The organism is Pseudomonas sp. 15C, from assembly GCF_055484735.1.
In genome coordinates this window covers 62,281-79,446 of record NZ_JBUDGD010000010.1, presented here as the reverse complement: position 1 = coordinate 79,446, position 17,166 = coordinate 62,281, and the positions used below count along the sequence as shown (strand labels likewise).

The following is a 17,166-nucleotide window of genomic DNA, read 5'->3' as shown; positions in this document are numbered from 1 at the left end:
ACATAGTCTTGATTCGTACTACGCCTTGATCGGCAGCAAATGCCCAGATTCGGGATCATCGAGGCGCGAATTTTCCGTTTGATTCTTCAGGACTTTCCGCGCCGCCATGCGCGTGCAGGCCTTGGCATTTGCTTCACGACCCTAATCAAAAATCAATTTGCCTGCCGCCGATTTGAGCGTCCGTTTCGTTCTGGCCGGCAATCATGGCCGAAGCGCTGATTGCGTTTTGATTGGCCCAATCGCGAAGTCTTGTGAACTCGTCTTTACGCATTTTGCTCATGGGTACCAAACGCGAAATGGTCGTTTCAAAATCCGCCATAGTCAGGTCACTGTCATTACCGGAGTCATTCATCCGTCGTGAAAACGCTTCAATCAGCGAGTCCCCGACCCACGCTTCGATTTCGGCACCGGAAAGCACAATGTCTTTACCGAAATTCGACTCGCCGCCGAGCGCGGACAATCGATCCAGGTCAAATTTTGCCGGGTCACGCTTGGATTTTTTCAGATGAATTTCAAGAATCTTTTTTCTTTCTGCTGTCGACGGGAAATCAACGAAAAATATCTCGTCGAATCGACCCTTTCTCAGCAACTCCGGAGGCAAGCTGTTGATGTTGTTGGCGGTCGCAAAGACAAATACGGGTGCGGTTTTTTCTTGCATCCAGGTCAACAGCGTGCCGAATACACGCGTGGCCGTTCCACCATCAGATGCTCCACCGGAGGAGCCGGAAAGCCCTTTTTCAATTTCATCGATCCATAAAATGCACGGTGAAACAGCTTCGGCAGTACGCAATGCAGAACGAATATTGGATTCCGAGGAACCCACAACCCCCTGGAAGATTTTTCCCATGTCCAACCGCAACAAGGGCATGTTCCAGGATGACGCCACGCATTTGGCCGTTAGCGACTTGCCGCAACCGGGCACTCCCGTCAGCAGCAAACCTTTCGGAGTGCCAACGCCGAATTCCTGAGCGAGTTGCCCGAAACACTGGCTACGTAAATGCAGCCACTTCTTGAGCGTGGCCAGACCTCCGACATCCTCCAGGCTCACTTTCGAGTCGATATATTCCAAAATGCCTGTTTTGCGGATGATTTGTTTCTTTTCGGAAAGCAGGTCTTTTACCGTCTCTTCATTCAAGCTCAGGCTGGCGACCAATGAACGAGAGAGACTATTGTCGATTTCCAATCCCGTGAGACCAAGAGCGGCATCAATGAGCTTGTCTTGGGTTGCGCTGGATAGATCAATCTTGACGCTGCTGTTGCCCTGCCAGGAACGAACAAAGTTATTAACCTGAGCCTTGACTTCATCCCTTGATGGCAAAGGGAAGTAGATGAACGTTATTTCCTTCTGAAGATCGTTGGCAATTTCAAAGCTGGGCGCCACGACAATACAATTGCTTCGATATCCACGAGAGCGAATATTGATGGCAAGATCTCGGAGGCGGCGACGATAGACCGGATTCGAACTTGGGGTGAGGTAGTTGTGAGCATCACAGAAAACAAAGATATTCTTGCTGTTTTCTTCTTTGGCTCTTTCTTCGCAGAAGTCCAGAGCTATTTTCAGGTCATAGGTTTTGTCGCCAGCAATGACACCATTCGTCTGGACTCCTGAGGTCGAGTTCCAAATGAACAAGCGATGGCCAAGCGTCTTGGCGATTCCAGAAATTTCATTGAGTGCGCGCTCTTCCTCGTACGTCTCAATGACCAGAATCGCATAACGCGCTTTGAGGTGATCTGTTATCTGCTTGGTACGGCTCATGCCTGTTATCCCTGCGCTTGAACTGAGTTATACATGCATCGGTAGACCGGTTTTGGTAACGCCGGAACTTGAAATGATGAACTCTACGGGTCTGCTGTTACGGAAAAAGTCGATGTCGACTCTGTCGCTGGTTTTGATCAATTGCTTGTGTTGGTAGGGGTGTTTAGCGTTATGTCGATAGCGACCGGCCAGCGTCAAGTCCACGGCTTTGACAACTCGAATCATGGCTTCATTCTGGAATATCTCTTTTGGCGAGTAGCCTGTGTAAAGTATCCAGTTTTTCTCGCCATTGACGGCATGTATCAACTGCAACAACGCTGGCGCCTGGTCGAGCGGTTCTCCCCCGGTGAGGGTGACCCCGTCAATGTCCAGTGCATTGATTTTCTGTGCCAGTTCATGAACAGGCATCAACGTGATCGGACCGGGCGCGTGGGTCGCCTGGTTGAAACATCCCTTGCAATTCAGCGCACAACCCTGCACCCACAGGGTCAAGCGTAACCCGGGGCCGTTGACGCTACTCAACTCCATATGGTGAACATTGATTTCCATCAGAAGTTCGCGCTGAGTATTTGAAGCGTCTGTTCTTCATGGACGACGGTATATGCCGGCTTCCATTCGGTCACAAGCTCTGCAGCAGGGCTGGAAAGCAGAGCTTCGAGTTCTTCTGTAAGTTTTGTGCAAATGTCGCCTTTGACGCCGTGTACTTCCTCGGTAATTTCATCGCCGCTGAACGTGACATGAATGCTGTATTCGTAGTGAGGTCCGAATTCAATTTCGAACCCTTGCAGCGCTTCATTCACCCTTGCTGGAACGCCAGATGCACCTATGCGCTTGATGGTTTCATCGATGGCAACGCTGATGTACGCCTTTTGGAAGCGCAACGCCAGATCACTCATGACCGCTTCATCGCCGGCCGAAATGGTTTCCCGTTCGATAAGCAGTTTGTATGAGCCTTCCTCGATCTGGCAAACAAACAGACTGAATCCGCCGGCGGTTTGGCTATAGATGGCTCTAAACTGCTGATTACCCATATAGCCTATTTTGCTCAGCACTTTTTTACTGAAGTCGCTGGAAAATACGGACACCAGGCCTGTCGTTGGTTTGAGCCCCATCTTGCCGAAAGCTTTTGCGATGGCCTCTTCGTTAACGTAGGAAAACTCAAACTTTGTACAGTGCGACATTGTTAAAGCTCCAGTCTGCGGCCGGGAGAAGCATCTTCGGCGCCCTTGGTGGCGTCCAATACACTGGAGGGGACTTCAATGTTACGTGTAGGTGCACTCGATGCTGGCGGAGCTTGATGAACAACGTTTTCGGAAGGCGAGGCCGCAGTATCAGAGTTGACAACCACCCGGCGTCTTTGTGCTGTTTTCGAAGCGCCACCAGCACCCAGGAGACTCGTATCAATCGCTTCAAGGAGCTTTTTTATGATCAGGGCTGGACTTGAAGTGAGTTTTTCGAATAGACCAACGCACAACAATGCATCGGCGCCATCATTGAATTGCAATTTAACGAAATAATTTTGGTTTTCATCGCCAATAATACCAATGCGCGAAATCTGGTTCATATCCCGTGACAGCTTGATCCATTGATCCCCATCGAACGACGCTGCGATCAACTTGGTCGCTGTTGCGGCAAATGCATTGCTACCTGCGTAAACCTCGCCCGCCTCAAAATTCTGATAGCTGACAAGGATTTTTTCTCCTGGGGCGAATCCCAGAGAGGTTGTCAGATACTCATTGGTTGAATAATCGATATCGGCGTGAAATTTCAGGCTTTTCGAATAAGTGTAAATGCCGAAAATGCCCACTACTACATAGCCAAGTGCCTTGAGTAGGTGTTCCGGATCAAGAATTGCGAAAATTGCGAAAAAAAGAACAAGGATGGCGTACCCATATTTTACGGCTTTCTGTGTATGGAGTTTTTTATTCCTGTACGCCTGAAATGTCTTGCCTGGAACGTATTGTTTGGACGGCGCGAGAAGCAGAATACCCAAACCAAAAAAAATCACACAGATAAGCCCCATCGCAGCCTTGCGGGTTTGCCCGCTTTGCAATCCTTCGAGGAAAATCCACGCACCGCCGATGATAAAAGCAGGTAAGAACCCCAGAATTACCAACCCCATGATCTTGCCTCTGGTGAGCATCATCATTTGCCACATCGGAATAGTTTTTATCATTTAAAGATCTTCAAAGTTGGTGGGGAAACATTACAGAACGCGTCGTTATCGACTTCGTCTTTCGTAACTTTTTTGAGTGTGTATGAGATACGCATGACCTCATCGGCATAGGTCACAGAATCGATATGAGTTGACTCATCAGAGATTTTTTCGGCCTGGACATTCAGGATGCGCGCGAGACCTTTGAGCTGGCGTTCCTGCTCCTGCCTTTTTTCTTGCATAGCGGATTGTGCGTGCCATACCTGGGCGAGGATGAAGAGCAGCGTCGTTGCCGAAAAAATGATAATCAATCCATGATAATGCTTCAAACGAGGTCACCGTAGCAAAAAGCCATCGCGTATTTGAGCATGCCCGCGCGAGCATCTCAAGTTAGCGAAAACGACGATGGCTTGAGTGCAAAACCGCTGCATCATCGCTCTACAGCGCTCGGCTTACACATCGTCGGCGGGCAATCTTGTCGTGTTCATTTCCGAACCCTTTTATGACGCTGCCAAGCGTTGCATGGGCATCATCGGGGGCTCGGTTTATCTTCGCGAGGACAACGCGCTGCACACCTTGATCAGTCGTCACTTTCATCACGAAGGTACCTTTGCTTTTATCGCCGATCAGGATCGTCAGTTGCTCTTTCACCCTGAGGCGTCGCGCATTGGCGACACACTGGGATGGAGTAAAACCGTGGACGCAGCGTTACGGGGCGAAAGCGGCCTATATGATTTGCAATTTCGGTTAAAGCCACTAAAGGACAGGCAAGCCAATGCATCATGCCCCCAAACACCTCTTTGCGTACGTACGACAGCCTTGCGAATACCGCCCATCCGTGAGCGCTATCGTGCTGTTCGGCCTCAGCGTAGAGGGAAAAGACGAGCCGCCGGTTTACCTGGAAATTCGCTTCATTGACTACAGCTGCCAGCAGGTTGAGGGCGATCATCTGATGTTGTCCCTGGAGGAGGCCATCGAGGCGGCTCGAAATGATTACGGGATTCAGGAGGATGATTGGCGCGCGATGAGCCAGAAGGAGATTGACCAAATCAAGTGGTAGTAACAGCTATCCGCAAGAGCTCCATGGAAGGGCGCGGAGAGAAAAACTCAAAAGCACTTATCGGGTCGAACTCTGTTTCGATTGCGGTGGACGCTTTGAAGATATCTAGAGCAACTGAACCTGCTCCTGCATCCGGGGATGTACTGTTGAGGAGCAAGTAACCAGCACTTTCGCTGCGCGCATGAAAAAGCCCGCTTCGCGGGCTTTTTTACAGCACTGGATTGGCGGCTTTCGGCCAATGACCGCTGGCCGAAATCGCGCCGCCGCTCGCCATCCGCGCTCGGCTAGTCCGTCGCCAACAGCTTCTTTACCTGCGCCACAATCTCGGCAATGTCAAAAGGCTTGGCAACTACCACATCGAACAAGTCCGAGCGCTCCATGCCGATATGCGCCTGCGCGCCACTCATCAGAATGATCGGCAAATGTTTGACCGAGGGCTGCGCCCGCACGGCTTCGGCGAACTCCAGGCCGTCCATGACCGGCATCATGAAATCAGTGATGACCAGCGCTGGCCGTTCTCTCTCCAGCACGTCGAGCGCTTTCTTGCCATTGCTCGCGGTCACCGTCATGAAGCCTTCATCCTCAAGCGCAAAGCCAAGGATGTCAGCAATCAGATACTCGTCGTCGACTACCAGGATGGTGGTCATGTTATTTCAACCCGCTCGAAGACTTACGATATTGAACCAGGCAATGACTCAGCTGAGGCTGAAGGTTCATTTCTCAAAGCCTTTTCCAGGAACACATCTTGATCACGGATAAGCACCTCGAACCGCGATGGGTTATAGGCGCTATCGCGTACCTTAAGAATGGAAAGCGTCCTGCGAAGTTCAGCGTGATGCTCAAAGAAACGCATGAGAATCAGGTTGTCGACAATACTGGACAGGTCAGAGTTCGGTGAGCTCACCTCGGAGCCGAACAAATCGCGCATCTCCCACGAGGCGAACACCGTCACGCCTCTGGATCGCAGCTCGTTCATCAGCGCGCTGTAGAAGTCGGTGATGCGTTCCGGGGTGGTGGAAACCCTGGTCATGCCGCTCAGGCTATCGATGAACAAGCGCTTGATGCCTTTTTCATCGACGATGCTCAGCAATCGCGCGCCGAGGCCGTCCAGCAAACCCTCGGTGGTCGGTTGCCAGGCAATGCTCAGCGCACCGCTGTGTTCCATGTCTTCAATGTTGATGCCGAGCGATTGGCCTTTCAGGCGCAGGCGCTGCGGGCTTTCATAGAAGCCGAAATGCAGGCCCGGCGCTTCGGGCGTCGACTGCGCCAGAAATTTCAGCCCCAGGGTGGTTTTTCCGATCCCTGAAGGACCCATGACCAGCGACACGCTGGAGCTATACAGTCCGCCGCCGAGGATCTCATCCAGTGACGCGATGCCGCTGGGAATGCGCGTCATGTCGGCGCTGTCCGGGGCGGAAGGGCGTTTGTACAGAGTTTCAAGGCGTGGATAGACGACGAGGCCGTCATCGGTGATTTCACATTCGTGGAGACCCGTCAACGCGCCGCTGCCGCGGGTCTTGCGCAAGTGAATGCGTCGCACCGAGCGGGTGCCGAAAAGCTCTTCGCCCATTTCGATGACGCCGTCGACCATCGTGTGTTCGGGGCTGCCGTCGTCAAGGCGCGAACTCGTGAGAAACAGCACGGTGCAACCGGCGAACGCCGCGTGGCCTTGCAGTTCGGAGATGAATTTTTTCGTGTCGATGGGTGAGTCGGCTTTGGAGCGCGCATTGAGCAAACCGTCGACGACCATGACCGTGGCTTTCTGCCGACTGATTTCGCGCCTGAGCAGTTTCACGACCTGGTCGAGGCCCTCGTTTTCCAGGGTATCGAATGCGCTGACGAATTGTATTTCTGCACCCACTCGAGAAGCGTCGAAAAAACTCATCGTCGACAGAAACTGGAACAACCGGTCGTGCGACTCGGCCAGCAACGTAGCGACCAGAACGCGACCGCCGTTGCGGGCATGGTGGAACCCCAGCTGATTGGCAAGGATGGTTTTGCCCGAACCCGGACGCCCCTGAATGATATATGAAGCGCCCGCGACCAGGCCTCCCTGAAGCAGCGCGTCGAGCCCTTCGATTCCGCTCTGAAGGCGTTTTAGCTTTTCCACAATGCGACCCTGATCTGAAAAAACAGGCTTCTTAAGCCGGATGGATGAAATGCTAACGTCATTTCCATCTGGAGACCATTGCGGTTGAGGGAAAAGTAGCGCTGGAAGTTCCGCTGCGCATTAAGCAAGACAGACCCGACGCGCGGCGCCGGATCTGGTTCTTGTCGAAGCAACAAACGTGTGTGCAAGCCCGGCGTACGGGCGACCGTATCGTTTAGCGCGATTGTCCGGTGGCGCTGGCCTGGGCCGCTTCAATGATCAGCGCGGTGACTTTCTGCGGGTTGGACGTCATCACCACATGGGACGCCCCCTGGACGGTAACGGTCTTTTTCGAGCCCGCGCGATCAGCCATGAACTTCAGCGCCGCCTCAGGAATGTTCTTGTCCGCCGAACCGTAGATGAACCATGACGGCAGTTTTTTCCAGGCCGGTTCGCCAGACCCTTCCTTCAACGCAGCCTCGCTGATCGGCCGTTGCGTGGCGGCCATCAGCGCCGACTCGGCGGCGGGTACATCGGCGGCGAATTGCTGGCCGAATTTGTCCTGTTGAATATAGAGATCCTTATTGCCGTCCTTCAGCAGCACCGGGGCGGCGAGGGTCGGACCCAGGGTGCCTCCCGGATAACGACCGGACAGTTCAATGGCGGTTTCGCCTTTGTCCGGCGCAAAGGCTGCGACATAAACAAGCGCTTTGACTTTCGGATTGTCGTGAACCGCGTTGGTGATCACCGAGCCACCGTACGAATGGCCAACGAGGATTACCGGACCGGCCGTATGCTCGACGATATCGGCGACATAATCCGAGTCCTGCTTGACGCCACGCAATGGGTTGGCTGCGGCAACGACGGGATATCCCTGTTTCAGCAACTGAGCGGCAACCCCATTCCAGCTGGACGATTCGGCGAATGCACCATGAACCAGAACGACGGTCGGCTTGGCGGCGCCGGGTTCAACGGCAGCCGTGCTATACGCAGAGGTCAGTGCCAATGCAGCGGTGATGGTGACAGCCAAAAGCGATTTGATATTGCGCATGATCATTCCTTTTTTCATTGGTTGGAGGCAGCTGGAGAACAACAGTGTTTTCTGGCAATCGGAATGACTGCCGCTGAAAAATGCATGGTCAGGGCTCGCCATTCGGGGATCCGGTGGCGAGTCGATGGAGGGAATTCTTGCAGGGGCATGTATACCGGCTGTGTTCGACAACCGGCGGTTATGCGTTGTTTTGAGTCTGTAAGGGCGCTGGATACAGTGGCTTATAAATGCGTGCCACTGTATCCAGCCGATAGCGGCCGCACGTTGATGTGCAGCCCTCGCGGGCTAGGGCTGGACGCCGATGTCGAGGGTGACGCAGAGACCGCCACCGTCGCGGTTGCGCAACGTCAGTGAACCACCAATCGCGATGGCCAATTGCTGAGCGATGGCCAGGCCCAGACCGGTGCCGCCTGTGCTGCGGCTGCGTGAGTTTTCCACCCGATAGAACGGCTTGACCACGTCTGCCAGCACCTCTTCGGGAATGCCTTGGCCGCGGTCGAGCACACTGATCGACACGCCGGTGCCTGCGGTTGCACTGACTTGCACTTCGGCCGTGCCAGCGTACTTCAGCGCATTGTCCACCAGATTCACCAGAATACGGCGCAGGGCATGCGGCCTGGTTTCGATGACCGCGCCGTTCTTGCCGCTCAGGCTGACCTCTCGACCGGTGTCCTGGTAGTCGCAGACCAGACTGTCGAGAAAGGCGTCCAGACTGATGCGGCAACTGGCCTCGGTTGCGCCATGAACGCTGCGAGCATAGGCGACACCCTCGCGCACCAGATGCTCGATTTCGTTGAGGTCGTTGCCCAGTTTGTCTTTCTCGGCTGAATCCTCCATGAACTCGGCGCGCAGTTTCATGCGCGTGATGGGCGTTTGCAGGTCATGTGAAATCGCCGCCAGCAGTTGCATGCGCTCTTTGAGATAAGCGGCAATCCGCGCCTGCATGCTGTTAAAGGCACGGGCGGCATAGGCCACCTCGCGCGGGCCGCTTTCATCCAGGTGCATCGGATGTGCGTTCGGATCAAGGTTTTCAACTGCCTCGGCCAGGCGGCTTAGCGGGCGTATCGCGATCCGCACCGCAAGCCAGGTACAGCCGATCATCAACACCAACTGAGCGAACAGGGCGAAAGGCAGCCAGGGTGACAACGGCCTGACAGAAGGGCGCACGTCGATGGTGACCGGGCTACCGTCAGACAGTCGCAACTGCGCCTGAAAATGCGGGCGTGAGTCCGTGATTTCCACAAAGGTCAGCACATAGTCACGGCCCAGGGCGACTTGCAGTGATTGCGCCGCAGTCCCGGCCAGATCATTCGAGGTCAGCGGACTTCCGGCATCGTGCTCGCGCAGCAGATAGTCGTAGTTGCGACGCTGCAGGCGCTGGGTCCACGCCGGGCGCTCAGCGGCAGGCAGACGGTCGAGGATGGCGATGGAGGTCGCGGTGTCGTGCTCGAAATTGCCCAGCATGGCCGTCTTGGTGCTTTCGTAGCGTTCGTAATACTGGGCGGCGAACATCAGGGACTGGGCGAGTATCAGGCCGACGAGGAACACCAGCCACAGCCGCGATGCCAGCGTGCGAGGCCATTGCAAGGCGAGTTTCATGCTTGCTCCTCGAGCACTTCGACCGCATAGGTAAAGACGTAGCCTTCATTGCGCACCGTCTTCAAGTACAGCGGTTCGCGCGCGTCATCGAGCAACCGCTGACGCACGCGGCTGACCAACAAATCGATCGACCGGTCGAACATGTCCGCGTCACGGCCCTGGGTCAGGTTGAGCAATTGGTCACGACTCAGGACCCGCTGCGGATGATCGAGAAACACTCGCAGCAGCCTGTACTCGGCGCCGCTCAGCGAGACGAGCGTATCGTCTTCATCGAGCAGATGGCGAGCGGTGGTGTCGAGGCGCCAGCGCCCGAATTTAAGCTTTCGGCCACTTTCACTGACCACAAAGTTGGGCGGCAGCATGCGCGTACGACGCAGAACGGCATTGATGCGGGCGAGCAGTTCGCGCGCAGCGAAAGGTTTGGCCAAGTAATCGTCGGCGCCCATTTCCAGACCAATGATGCGATCGGTCTCGTCGCTGCGCGCGGTCAGCATCAGCACCGGCGTTGCCTTGTGCTTTCCGACGCGAAGTTCACGGCACAGCAGCAGCCCATCATCGCCCGGCATCATGATGTCGAGTACGATCAAATCCACCTTGTTGGTTTCCAGAAACGCCCGCATCTGACGGCCATCCGCAACCACGGTGGTGCGCAGACCATTCTTGTTGAGGTAATTGCCGACCAGTTCCCTGATCTCGCCATCATCGTCCACGATCAATACATGATCGACATGTTCCATTCCCTGCTCTCCAAAATGAGCGCAACGATTGCGCAGGCTGGCGATGCCCGATTGCCCGTTGGAAGGGGCCTGTACGCGAACGGCACAAGTGCCCAGAGGCGCCAACGGCAACAAGGGAAGTCGCGGATTTACAGCGCGCGTATTACGCCGTCAAACGCTGATGGCCGTCCAGTTTTTTAGGGAGCTGTGACAGTTTCTTGTTTGAGCCTGATCGGGTGCCGGCCATGTTGAATGCGAGTTGGCGAATTGGTGGGTGCGGAACGTGGTTGCTCCTTCATCGCCATCATTCGCCGGAGAACATCAGGCGGGGGTTTGACGCGCTGCCAACACATTGGATCGTCGATCCGCCCGCTCGCCGAGTCGCCATCCCAGCAGTCCCCATAGCAGTGCACACAATGCGCCTACCAGTGCTGCCATGCCTGCACCTTGACCGAGCGCGTCCAGCGCGCTTTTCGCCCAGGCACTGATGGCGTCGCCAGCGCGGTAGACCACCGTGTCGATAACGTTCTTTGCCTTGTACTTGCTTTCGGCATCGAGTGGCGCAAACAGCATCTCCCGGCCTGGGCGCACGAAGGCGTACTCACCGATGCGGCGCACGATCATCAGCGCGGCGATCAGGCCAAAGCTTGGGGCGAAGATCAGCCCGATAAACCCCGCACACATGACCAGCGGCACCATGGCCAACAGCACGCCGACGCCTAGCTTTTGGGCGACGCGTCCAGTGATGAACAGCTGGCAGAGCAGGGCGCCCGCCTGCACGACAAAATCGATGATGCCGAACACGCGCACCTGCGCCTCGCGGTTCGGGAAGTGTTCGGCAACGACACGAGCCTGCTCGAGGTAGAGGAAAGTGGTGACCGTGGCCAGCAGCACTACGAAGCCGCAAATGCCGAACAGATAAGGTGATTTCAAAATCGCCGTCAAACCGCTGAAGGGATTGCCCGGCAACGGCCTGCGAGGGTTTTCGCTCGGCGCGGCATCGGGGCGTCCTGCGCCACCCCGTTCACGCCAGCGCATCAACTGGCGCTTGAACCACATCGCAGCGCCCAGCAGAACAGCGGCCAACAGCATCAGGCCGGACTCGCCCAGCGGACCGATCAGCAAGGCGCTCAGCGCGGGACCACTCAGGCCGCCGACGCTGGCGCCCGCCGCGATGAAAGCGAACAGGCGTTTGGCCTGGGCACTGTCGAACACGTCGGCCATCAGGCTCCAGGCGACCGAAATGACAAACAGGTTGTAGACCGATATCCAGACGTAAAACACTCGCGCCAGCCACGGGCTTTCCTCGCCCAGGAACAAGGCGGCGAACAACAGGAGGTTGGCGCAGAAAAATCCGTACACCCAGTCCACGAAATGCAGGCGCGGCACGCGTGCGCTGAGCCAGGCGAACAGCGGAACGGCCGCCAGCATGACGAAGAAGGTCGCGGTAAACAGCCATTGCAAGTTCTCGACGCCGGCAGTGATGCCCATCGATTCGCGGATCGGACGGAGCATGAAATAGCCGGCGAACAGGCAAACGAACAGCAGAAAACCATTCAGCGCAGGGCGCAGCTCGTGAGCCTCGGCATTGATGATGGCGCTCGTGCGGTGGGCGAGAAGTGACATATTCATGTTGCGCTCCTGTAGGAGTGTCGAGGCAATGGCACGGAGCTTGTCCGTGCCAGGGCGGTCAGCGGTAGGTGACGCCGGTCAGTCGCTCAGAGAGTTGCCACAGCGCGTCGGAGTCCGAGCGATCGGCTGCGGCCGCAGGCATCCTGGCGAAGCCCAGCGGTCCGCGCTTCTCGTTGTCTCCGGTGGGCCCATAGTAGGCACCGCCAACAGCCTCCAGCGCCGTCGCTGCATACAGCGTGGGCAGCGCGCCCTGCGCTGCGGAATGATACATATCCCGCTCTACAGCCCATTGTTTGCCGAATTTACTGTCCAGGCCAGGCCCACGGGCGATCAGCTCAGTCACGGCGACGCCGGGGTGAGCGGCGATGCTGCGTATCCCCCAGCCGGCGGCATCGCTGCGCTGCTGCAGATCAATACTCCACTTGAGTACCGCCAGTTTCGATTGGCTGTAGGTGGCGAACGGGTCGTAATTGCGCTCAGCCTGCAGGTCATCGAAGTTCAGGATTGCCCGCCCTGCGGCGATGCTCGACAGGCTGACCACCCGACCATCGTCGCTTTTGCGTAGCAAGGGCATCAGCAGGCCGGTCAGGGCGAAATGCCCCAGGTAATTGGTCGCCAGCTGCATCTCGTAGCCGTCGGCCGAAACGCCTCGAACCGGCGGCGACATGATCGCGGCGTTGTTGATGAGCACATCGAGCCTTGGCAGGCGTCCCTGCAGACGGTTAGCGAGGTCGCGTACGGATTGCAGATTGGCAAGATCCAGCGTTTCGAACTGCACGCGCGCCTCGGGCACGGCTTGCCTGATGTTTGCGATAGCTTCGCGGCCGCGCTCCGCGTTCCGTGCGGCGATGATTACCTCGGCACCGGCTCGGGCCAGGGCCAGTGCGTCTTCATAGCCCATGCCGCTGGTCCCTCCGGTCACCAGCACGATGCGGCCTTTCTGGCTGGGCATGTCGTGGGTCGACCAATCCGGCTTCGGCTCGGTTCGGGGAGCGGCTTGCGCAGCCAGCGTGCCGGCCAGCGCGGCAATGGCGAACAGCGTTCGGGCGGCCTTTAGGATACGTTGGCTCGCGGTATTGTTCGGCGTAGCGGGTGAATGGCTCATCGGGGTATTCTCATTCGCGTTGCAGGTTCCCGGTTGGCGGGGCGAGTGAGCAGTATCGGTGTACGAGTGCGCGAGGATAAGTCGGGTATTGGTGGATAGCCCGTACGGTGTGGCGTACAGTCAGGCGCCTGTGGAGGAGGCATTGATGCGTAAACCAAACCTTACCGATGTGTCTATATTTGCTGCGGTGGTTGAGGCAAGGGGCTTTCGTGCTGCCGCACAGAAGCGGGGTTTGTCGGCCTCGTCGCTAAGCGACTGCATACGTCGGCTGGAAGGCGACCTGGGCTTGCGCCTGCTCAATCGAACCACTCGCAGCGTCACGCCGACGGCGGCCGGCGAGCGATTGCTCGAGCGCCTGCGCCCGGCCTTGCAAGAAATCGACGCCGCCTTCAACGATCTGGACGACGACGCTCAGCGGCCGGTCGGCACGCTGAAGCTCAATGTGCCGGTGCCGGTGGCCCGCTTTTTGTTGCCCGACCTGCTGGCGCGGTTTCTGCGTCTTTATCCAGGGGTCAGTGTCGAAGTCGTCATGGATAACACCTTCGTCGACGTCAACGCTGGCGGGTATGACGCCGGCGTGCGCTATGAAGAGAGCCTCGCCAAGGACATGATCGCCGTGCCCATCGGCCCGCGTCGCCAGCGCTTCGTTGCGGCGGCCGCCCCGGGCTATCTGGCTGAACGTGGGACGCCCACTCACCCCGAAGAACTGCCGGACCATGACTTGCTTGGCCATCGATTCGAGAGTGGAAAAGTGGGCGTGTTCGAGTTCCATCGAGACGGCCGTATTGTGCGTATCCCGCCTCAGGGGCAACTGCTGACGTCGTCGCACGATTTGAAAATCCGTTCGGCCATCAATGGACTGGGCATCGTCTATACCTTCGAGGACTTTCTGCGCGAGCCGCTGTCCGATGGTCGGCTGGTGCCGATTCTCGAAGATTGGTGGCAGGCCTTCGACGGTCCGTTTCTTTACTACCACGGGCGCCGTCACATGCCTTCGCCGCTCAGGGCGTTTGTCGATTTTCTTCGAGCCGAACGGCTGCTGGCAGAGAGCTCAGGCGTCTTCAGCGCTGTGTCGTAAGGCCTGCATTCATCTTTGGATGACGAAGGCTTCAACGGTCCCTTCATTCGCTCCCGTCTCGGAAGGGCTGCGGAAATGGTCGAGAAGATGCGGAAACGATCCCTCGCCAGAGGACCAAAATTTAGGAATGCCAGAAACAACAAAGCCCTGAATAATCAGGGCTTTGTCGGTACAGAATATGGCGGAGGCAATGGGATTCGAACTAATGGATCTGTTACAGTCGACGGTTTTCAAGACCGCTATGGGAAGCCGCTGAATACGCGGCCTCAGACGTTTTTTCGTTCCAATACTTTTGTTTTGCAGCACCTCTACAGACCGCATTCTACAAGGGGCGTGTTTCGAGTTATGGAACGCATTTTTTGCCTATTTTGAGGGTTTGGCGATCGCCCCGACACGGCGATAAACTCGCTCAGTAATGTCGCCCTTTGTGTGCCCGAGCAACAGGCTGGCGTCACCCACATCGCTGATTTCCGACGCCGCTTTCGGCCGAATATCCCGGAACTGGAATTCACCGATCCGCTTAGCCAGCAACTCGTCTCCCTGCTCAAGAGCTTCCAGTTTTGCCTTCTCTCGCGCCGCGTCCCACCGCTTCCTCAGCATCGTCGCAGTCATCCGTTTACCGCTCTGGTTGATGATCAGGTAACTCGAAACGTGCCCTGCGTTTCGCTTTGTGATCGCCGCAATCAAAATGCCCAAGCTATTTGCCTCTCCGGCGGTCGTCATCTGAATGCGCAGCTTCTTGTGTGTTTTGTTCTGCTGAACAGTCAGATATCCGCCTTCAACATCATCCTTCCGCATGACCAGCACATCAGCCGGCCTTTGCCCGGTCAGATAGGCCAAGTCCATCGCCTCTTTCAGCTCCTGAGCTGCCTTCTTGTAAACCGCCTCCCAAACCACGTCATTCGCGTAGTAGTCCCTCGGCGTCTCTTTGTTTTTGCGCACACCTTGGCAGGGGTTTTCCTTCGTCGTCAGCCCCCATTCCCGGGCAATGTTGAAAATGTGGGAGAGGGTAGCTATCTCACGGTTCGCGCGGACCTTCGCGGATCGTGCGTCTCGGTAGCCAGCGATCGTTGCTGGCGTGATCGAGTCGATCGGAGCGCTGTCGAACATCGGCCGTAGCTGCTTGATTTCCGCGAGGTTGTCCTTCTGCGTGCGCGGTGCTTTCTTTGGCACCACGTCGCGAATGTACCGGTCGAAGATTCCCTTCATGGTGCGCAGGTCGAGCGGCTTTTCCTTGGCTTCGAGCTCGGCCCACTTCAGCCGAGCCTTGTCGAGATCCTTGCCCAGAGGCATGTCATTGCCGAGCAAGTCGCGGTAGTAATACGCGACCCAGGTGCTACCGTTTTTGCGCTTTCGGGATCGCTTGTACATTCGAGGGGGAAGGTGCTGGTGCTCGGTCTTGCGGGGGCGCATATCAGTTCACTCGCGAATAGTCTGGCGTCCATGCCGGCGCGGCCGGCGGCGGGTTAGGATCGGCAATCGTAGGGCTGATCATGCCCAGCTTCATGCGGGCATACATCCGACCTACCAGCGGACGTTTGCCGCGGCTTTCGACGAAGACCCACTGGCGATCAATCAGCCAGCGGCGCTGGTAGGCCCTGGCCTTGTAGCCAGTGAGTTCGGCCAACTCCTCGTCGGAGAGAATTTCAGTTTCCATAGTGATGCTCCATGCCGCGCGTGGCGGCAGAAGGTGGTGATGGGTTATGCGCTGGCCTTGGCCAGGACTGCGTCGATCCGTTGCACAGTGACGTGCAGCGCCACTTTTTCATCGGTGTCGAACCAGTCGGGCGCGCCTTTCTTGAGTGCCACGGCGAGTACTTGCCGAGACTCGCGGAGGGTCGCGACCATTTCTTCGTGCAGGCTGTCTTTCTGATCGGGCATGCGAATACCTCGCCCGCCGTACACCGGCAGGCTGCTGAATTGGGGGGCGGGTTATAAAGCGAGTTCGACTTGAGCTTCGCGCTGCCAGATCGGAGAACTGTTGTGTGCTTCGATTCGATCAGCGATGACGTTGGCGCGCTGGCCGGCGGTGGGTGGGGTGTACATCCCGAAGCGGCTGATGCTTCCGCCGTTCACTGCGGCGTTCGTAGAGTCGGCCGACGCGAAAGGCAAATGCTGGAAAATTGCGGGGTCGAGCATCCGCAGCCCGTGTAGTCGGCACAACGGTCGACCCTGGTCGTCACAGATAGCATCCATCGCGGCGGCCATCCGCTTCCACCATGCTCCTGTGCCCGGCGCAGCCCATTGCCCAGAACTGCCGAGGGCGATAGTTCGCCAGCATCTCGCCAGCCGCTGCAACCTCTCGAGCGATTCGTGCAGGTGCCAGACAGGCACGCCGCGCAACTCCTCTGGCCACTGCCTTACAAGGTCGTCGTTCGCCTCTTCGTCACCATCAATGACGTCCGGAATGAGCGCCCAAGTGAATCCGGGGTGTCGGTGCCAGTCTTCGACCCAGCGCGTGTAGCCTTCGACGTCTACCTGTCCGCCTTTCTTCCACACGGTGAATGCGCCGTTATCGAAAACAAACGATTTGCATACGTCGGCGACAATTCCGAGATCGTCCTTGCGTGGGTACGGCACCAGCGCATGCCGGCCGGCCAAGAATTTAGCGGCGTCCTCACGCTTACCGCCGACCGGCGTGCCGTGGTAATGAATCATCCGCTGAGCCTCACCGTTTCGATTTCTACGCCCTGATGCGTGGCGATGATGGTTTGGTCGCCGCCGAGCGTTTCGGAAAGGCTGTCAGCGATTTGTTCGTGCCAGCCATGCTTGATCAGCGCGGTCGCGGTTTTGATGTGTTCGACGTGGATCATCGAGGTTGATCGCAATTCAAACCGGTAGATGATCGTCTCGCCGTCGGCGGGGCAGACGGCTGCGAATGTGTGTCGGTAAATGTTCACGCGCTGTCCTCGCCCGCCGTAACCG

Annotated in this window: 20 protein-coding genes; 2 read left to right on the top strand and 18 right to left on the bottom strand. The window is 56.9% G+C overall.

What is annotated here, in order from left to right:
* Nucleotides 1-145: 145 nt before the first annotated feature.
* The 6 genes from ACYYKW_RS08190 to ACYYKW_RS08165 all read right to left on the bottom strand — a co-directional run bounded on the left by ACYYKW_RS08190 (nt 146) and on the right by ACYYKW_RS08165 (nt 4,562).
* On the bottom strand, nt 146-1,756 hold the full coding sequence (locus ACYYKW_RS08190; RefSeq protein ID WP_464989865.1) for an AAA family ATPase: 1,611 nt from the start codon (nt 1,754-1,756) through the stop codon (nt 146-148).
* Between the two features lie 27 nt (nt 1,757-1,783).
* A complete protein-coding gene (locus ACYYKW_RS08185; RefSeq protein ID WP_093101901.1) occupies nt 1,784-2,305 on the bottom strand; it encodes a 4Fe-4S single cluster domain-containing protein in 522 nt (173 codons plus the stop codon).
* Entirely contained in the window at nt 2,305-2,937 is a 633-nt protein-coding gene (locus ACYYKW_RS08180) for a DUF2997 domain-containing protein (protein ID WP_336354713.1), read from the bottom strand. The genes ACYYKW_RS08185 and ACYYKW_RS08180 overlap by 1 nt, the downstream gene beginning before the upstream one ends.
* 2 nt (nt 2,938-2,939) lie before the next feature.
* Nucleotides 2,940-3,932: a hypothetical protein gene (locus ACYYKW_RS08175; RefSeq protein ID WP_464989864.1), complete on the bottom strand. Its 993-nt coding sequence runs from the start codon at nt 3,930-3,932 to the stop codon at nt 2,940-2,942.
* Nucleotides 3,929-4,240 (bottom strand): hypothetical protein, encoded by a 312-nt coding sequence (locus ACYYKW_RS08170; RefSeq protein ID WP_231990165.1) that lies wholly within the window; start codon nt 4,238-4,240, stop codon nt 3,929-3,931. The genes ACYYKW_RS08175 and ACYYKW_RS08170 overlap by 4 nt, the downstream gene beginning before the upstream one ends.
* A gap of 109 nt (nt 4,241-4,349) precedes the next feature.
* Nucleotides 4,350-4,562, bottom strand: a complete 213-nt coding sequence (locus ACYYKW_RS08165) for a hypothetical protein (protein WP_464989863.1) — start codon at nt 4,560-4,562, stop codon at nt 4,350-4,352.
* A gap of 199 nt (nt 4,563-4,761) precedes the next feature.
* Here ACYYKW_RS08165 and ACYYKW_RS08160 point away from each other — a divergent pair, with 199 nt between their 5' ends.
* Entirely contained in the window at nt 4,762-4,971 is a 210-nt protein-coding gene (locus tag ACYYKW_RS08160; RefSeq protein ID WP_464989862.1) for a hypothetical protein, read from the top strand.
* A 284-nt stretch (nt 4,972-5,255) separates the two neighbouring features.
* Here ACYYKW_RS08160 and ACYYKW_RS08155 read toward each other — a convergent pair whose 3' ends face one another.
* From ACYYKW_RS08155 to ACYYKW_RS08125, 7 genes are all read right to left on the bottom strand, one after another.
* Nucleotides 5,256-5,618 (bottom strand): response regulator, encoded by a 363-nt coding sequence (locus tag ACYYKW_RS08155; protein WP_093101892.1) that lies wholly within the window; start codon nt 5,616-5,618, stop codon nt 5,256-5,258.
* A 23-nt stretch (nt 5,619-5,641) separates the two neighbouring features.
* Nucleotides 5,642-7,081, bottom strand: a complete 1,440-nt coding sequence (locus ACYYKW_RS08150; RefSeq protein WP_464989861.1) for an ATPase domain-containing protein — start codon at nt 7,079-7,081, stop codon at nt 5,642-5,644.
* Nucleotides 7,082-7,295: 214 nt separating this feature from the next.
* Nucleotides 7,296-8,111 carry an alpha/beta fold hydrolase gene (locus tag ACYYKW_RS08145; RefSeq protein WP_464989860.1) on the bottom strand — a complete coding sequence of 272 codons (816 nt, stop codon included), beginning with the start codon at nt 8,109-8,111 and terminating at the stop codon, nt 7,296-7,298.
* Nucleotides 8,112-8,396: 285 nt separating this feature from the next.
* Nucleotides 8,397-9,710 carry an ATP-binding protein gene (locus ACYYKW_RS08140; RefSeq protein WP_336354718.1) on the bottom strand — a complete coding sequence of 438 codons (1,314 nt, stop codon included), beginning with the start codon at nt 9,708-9,710 and terminating at the stop codon, nt 8,397-8,399.
* Nucleotides 9,707-10,447: a response regulator gene (locus ACYYKW_RS08135; RefSeq protein WP_464989859.1), complete on the bottom strand. Its 741-nt coding sequence runs from the start codon at nt 10,445-10,447 to the stop codon at nt 9,707-9,709. The genes ACYYKW_RS08140 and ACYYKW_RS08135 overlap by 4 nt, the downstream gene beginning before the upstream one ends.
* A gap of 300 nt (nt 10,448-10,747) precedes the next feature.
* Nucleotides 10,748-12,058: an NTP/NDP exchange transporter gene (locus ACYYKW_RS08130; RefSeq protein ID WP_336354720.1), complete on the bottom strand. Its 1,311-nt coding sequence runs from the start codon at nt 12,056-12,058 to the stop codon at nt 10,748-10,750.
* 58 nt (nt 12,059-12,116) lie between these two features.
* Complete coding sequence (locus tag ACYYKW_RS08125) at nt 12,117-13,163, bottom strand: oxidoreductase (RefSeq protein WP_464989858.1); 1,047 nt, start codon at nt 13,161-13,163, stop codon at nt 12,117-12,119.
* Between the two features lie 145 nt (nt 13,164-13,308).
* Between ACYYKW_RS08125 and ACYYKW_RS08120 the strand changes: the two genes are divergently transcribed.
* Nucleotides 13,309-14,241 carry a LysR family transcriptional regulator gene (locus ACYYKW_RS08120; RefSeq protein ID WP_464989857.1) on the top strand — a complete coding sequence of 311 codons (933 nt, stop codon included), beginning with the start codon at nt 13,309-13,311 and terminating at the stop codon, nt 14,239-14,241.
* 363 nt (nt 14,242-14,604) lie between these two features.
* Here the strand turns inward: ACYYKW_RS08120 and ACYYKW_RS08115 are convergent, their stop codons facing one another.
* From ACYYKW_RS08115 to ACYYKW_RS08095, 5 genes are read right to left on the bottom strand one after another with little or no spacing between them, the layout of a single operon-like run.
* Nucleotides 14,605-15,654 carry a tyrosine-type recombinase/integrase gene (locus ACYYKW_RS08115; protein ID WP_090283091.1) on the bottom strand — a complete coding sequence of 350 codons (1,050 nt, stop codon included), beginning with the start codon at nt 15,652-15,654 and terminating at the stop codon, nt 14,605-14,607.
* A 1-nt stretch (nt 15,655) separates the two neighbouring features.
* Nucleotides 15,656-15,898, bottom strand: a complete 243-nt coding sequence (locus ACYYKW_RS08110) for a DUF4224 domain-containing protein (RefSeq protein WP_008077047.1) — start codon at nt 15,896-15,898, stop codon at nt 15,656-15,658.
* Nucleotides 15,899-15,942: 44 nt separating this feature from the next.
* Nucleotides 15,943-16,122 (bottom strand): hypothetical protein, encoded by a 180-nt coding sequence (locus ACYYKW_RS08105; RefSeq protein WP_090283092.1) that lies wholly within the window; start codon nt 16,120-16,122, stop codon nt 15,943-15,945.
* Nucleotides 16,123-16,173: 51 nt separating this feature from the next.
* The gene (locus ACYYKW_RS08100) at nt 16,174-16,899 is read right to left on the bottom strand and encodes a hypothetical protein (protein ID WP_464989856.1); all 726 of its coding nucleotides are present in this window, start codon (nt 16,897-16,899) and stop codon (nt 16,174-16,176) included.
* Nucleotides 16,896-17,141 (bottom strand): hypothetical protein, encoded by a 246-nt coding sequence (locus tag ACYYKW_RS08095; protein ID WP_464989855.1) that lies wholly within the window; start codon nt 17,139-17,141, stop codon nt 16,896-16,898. Before ACYYKW_RS08095 ends, ACYYKW_RS08100 begins: the two co-directional genes overlap by 4 nt.
* Nucleotides 17,142-17,166 lie beyond the last annotated feature (25 nt).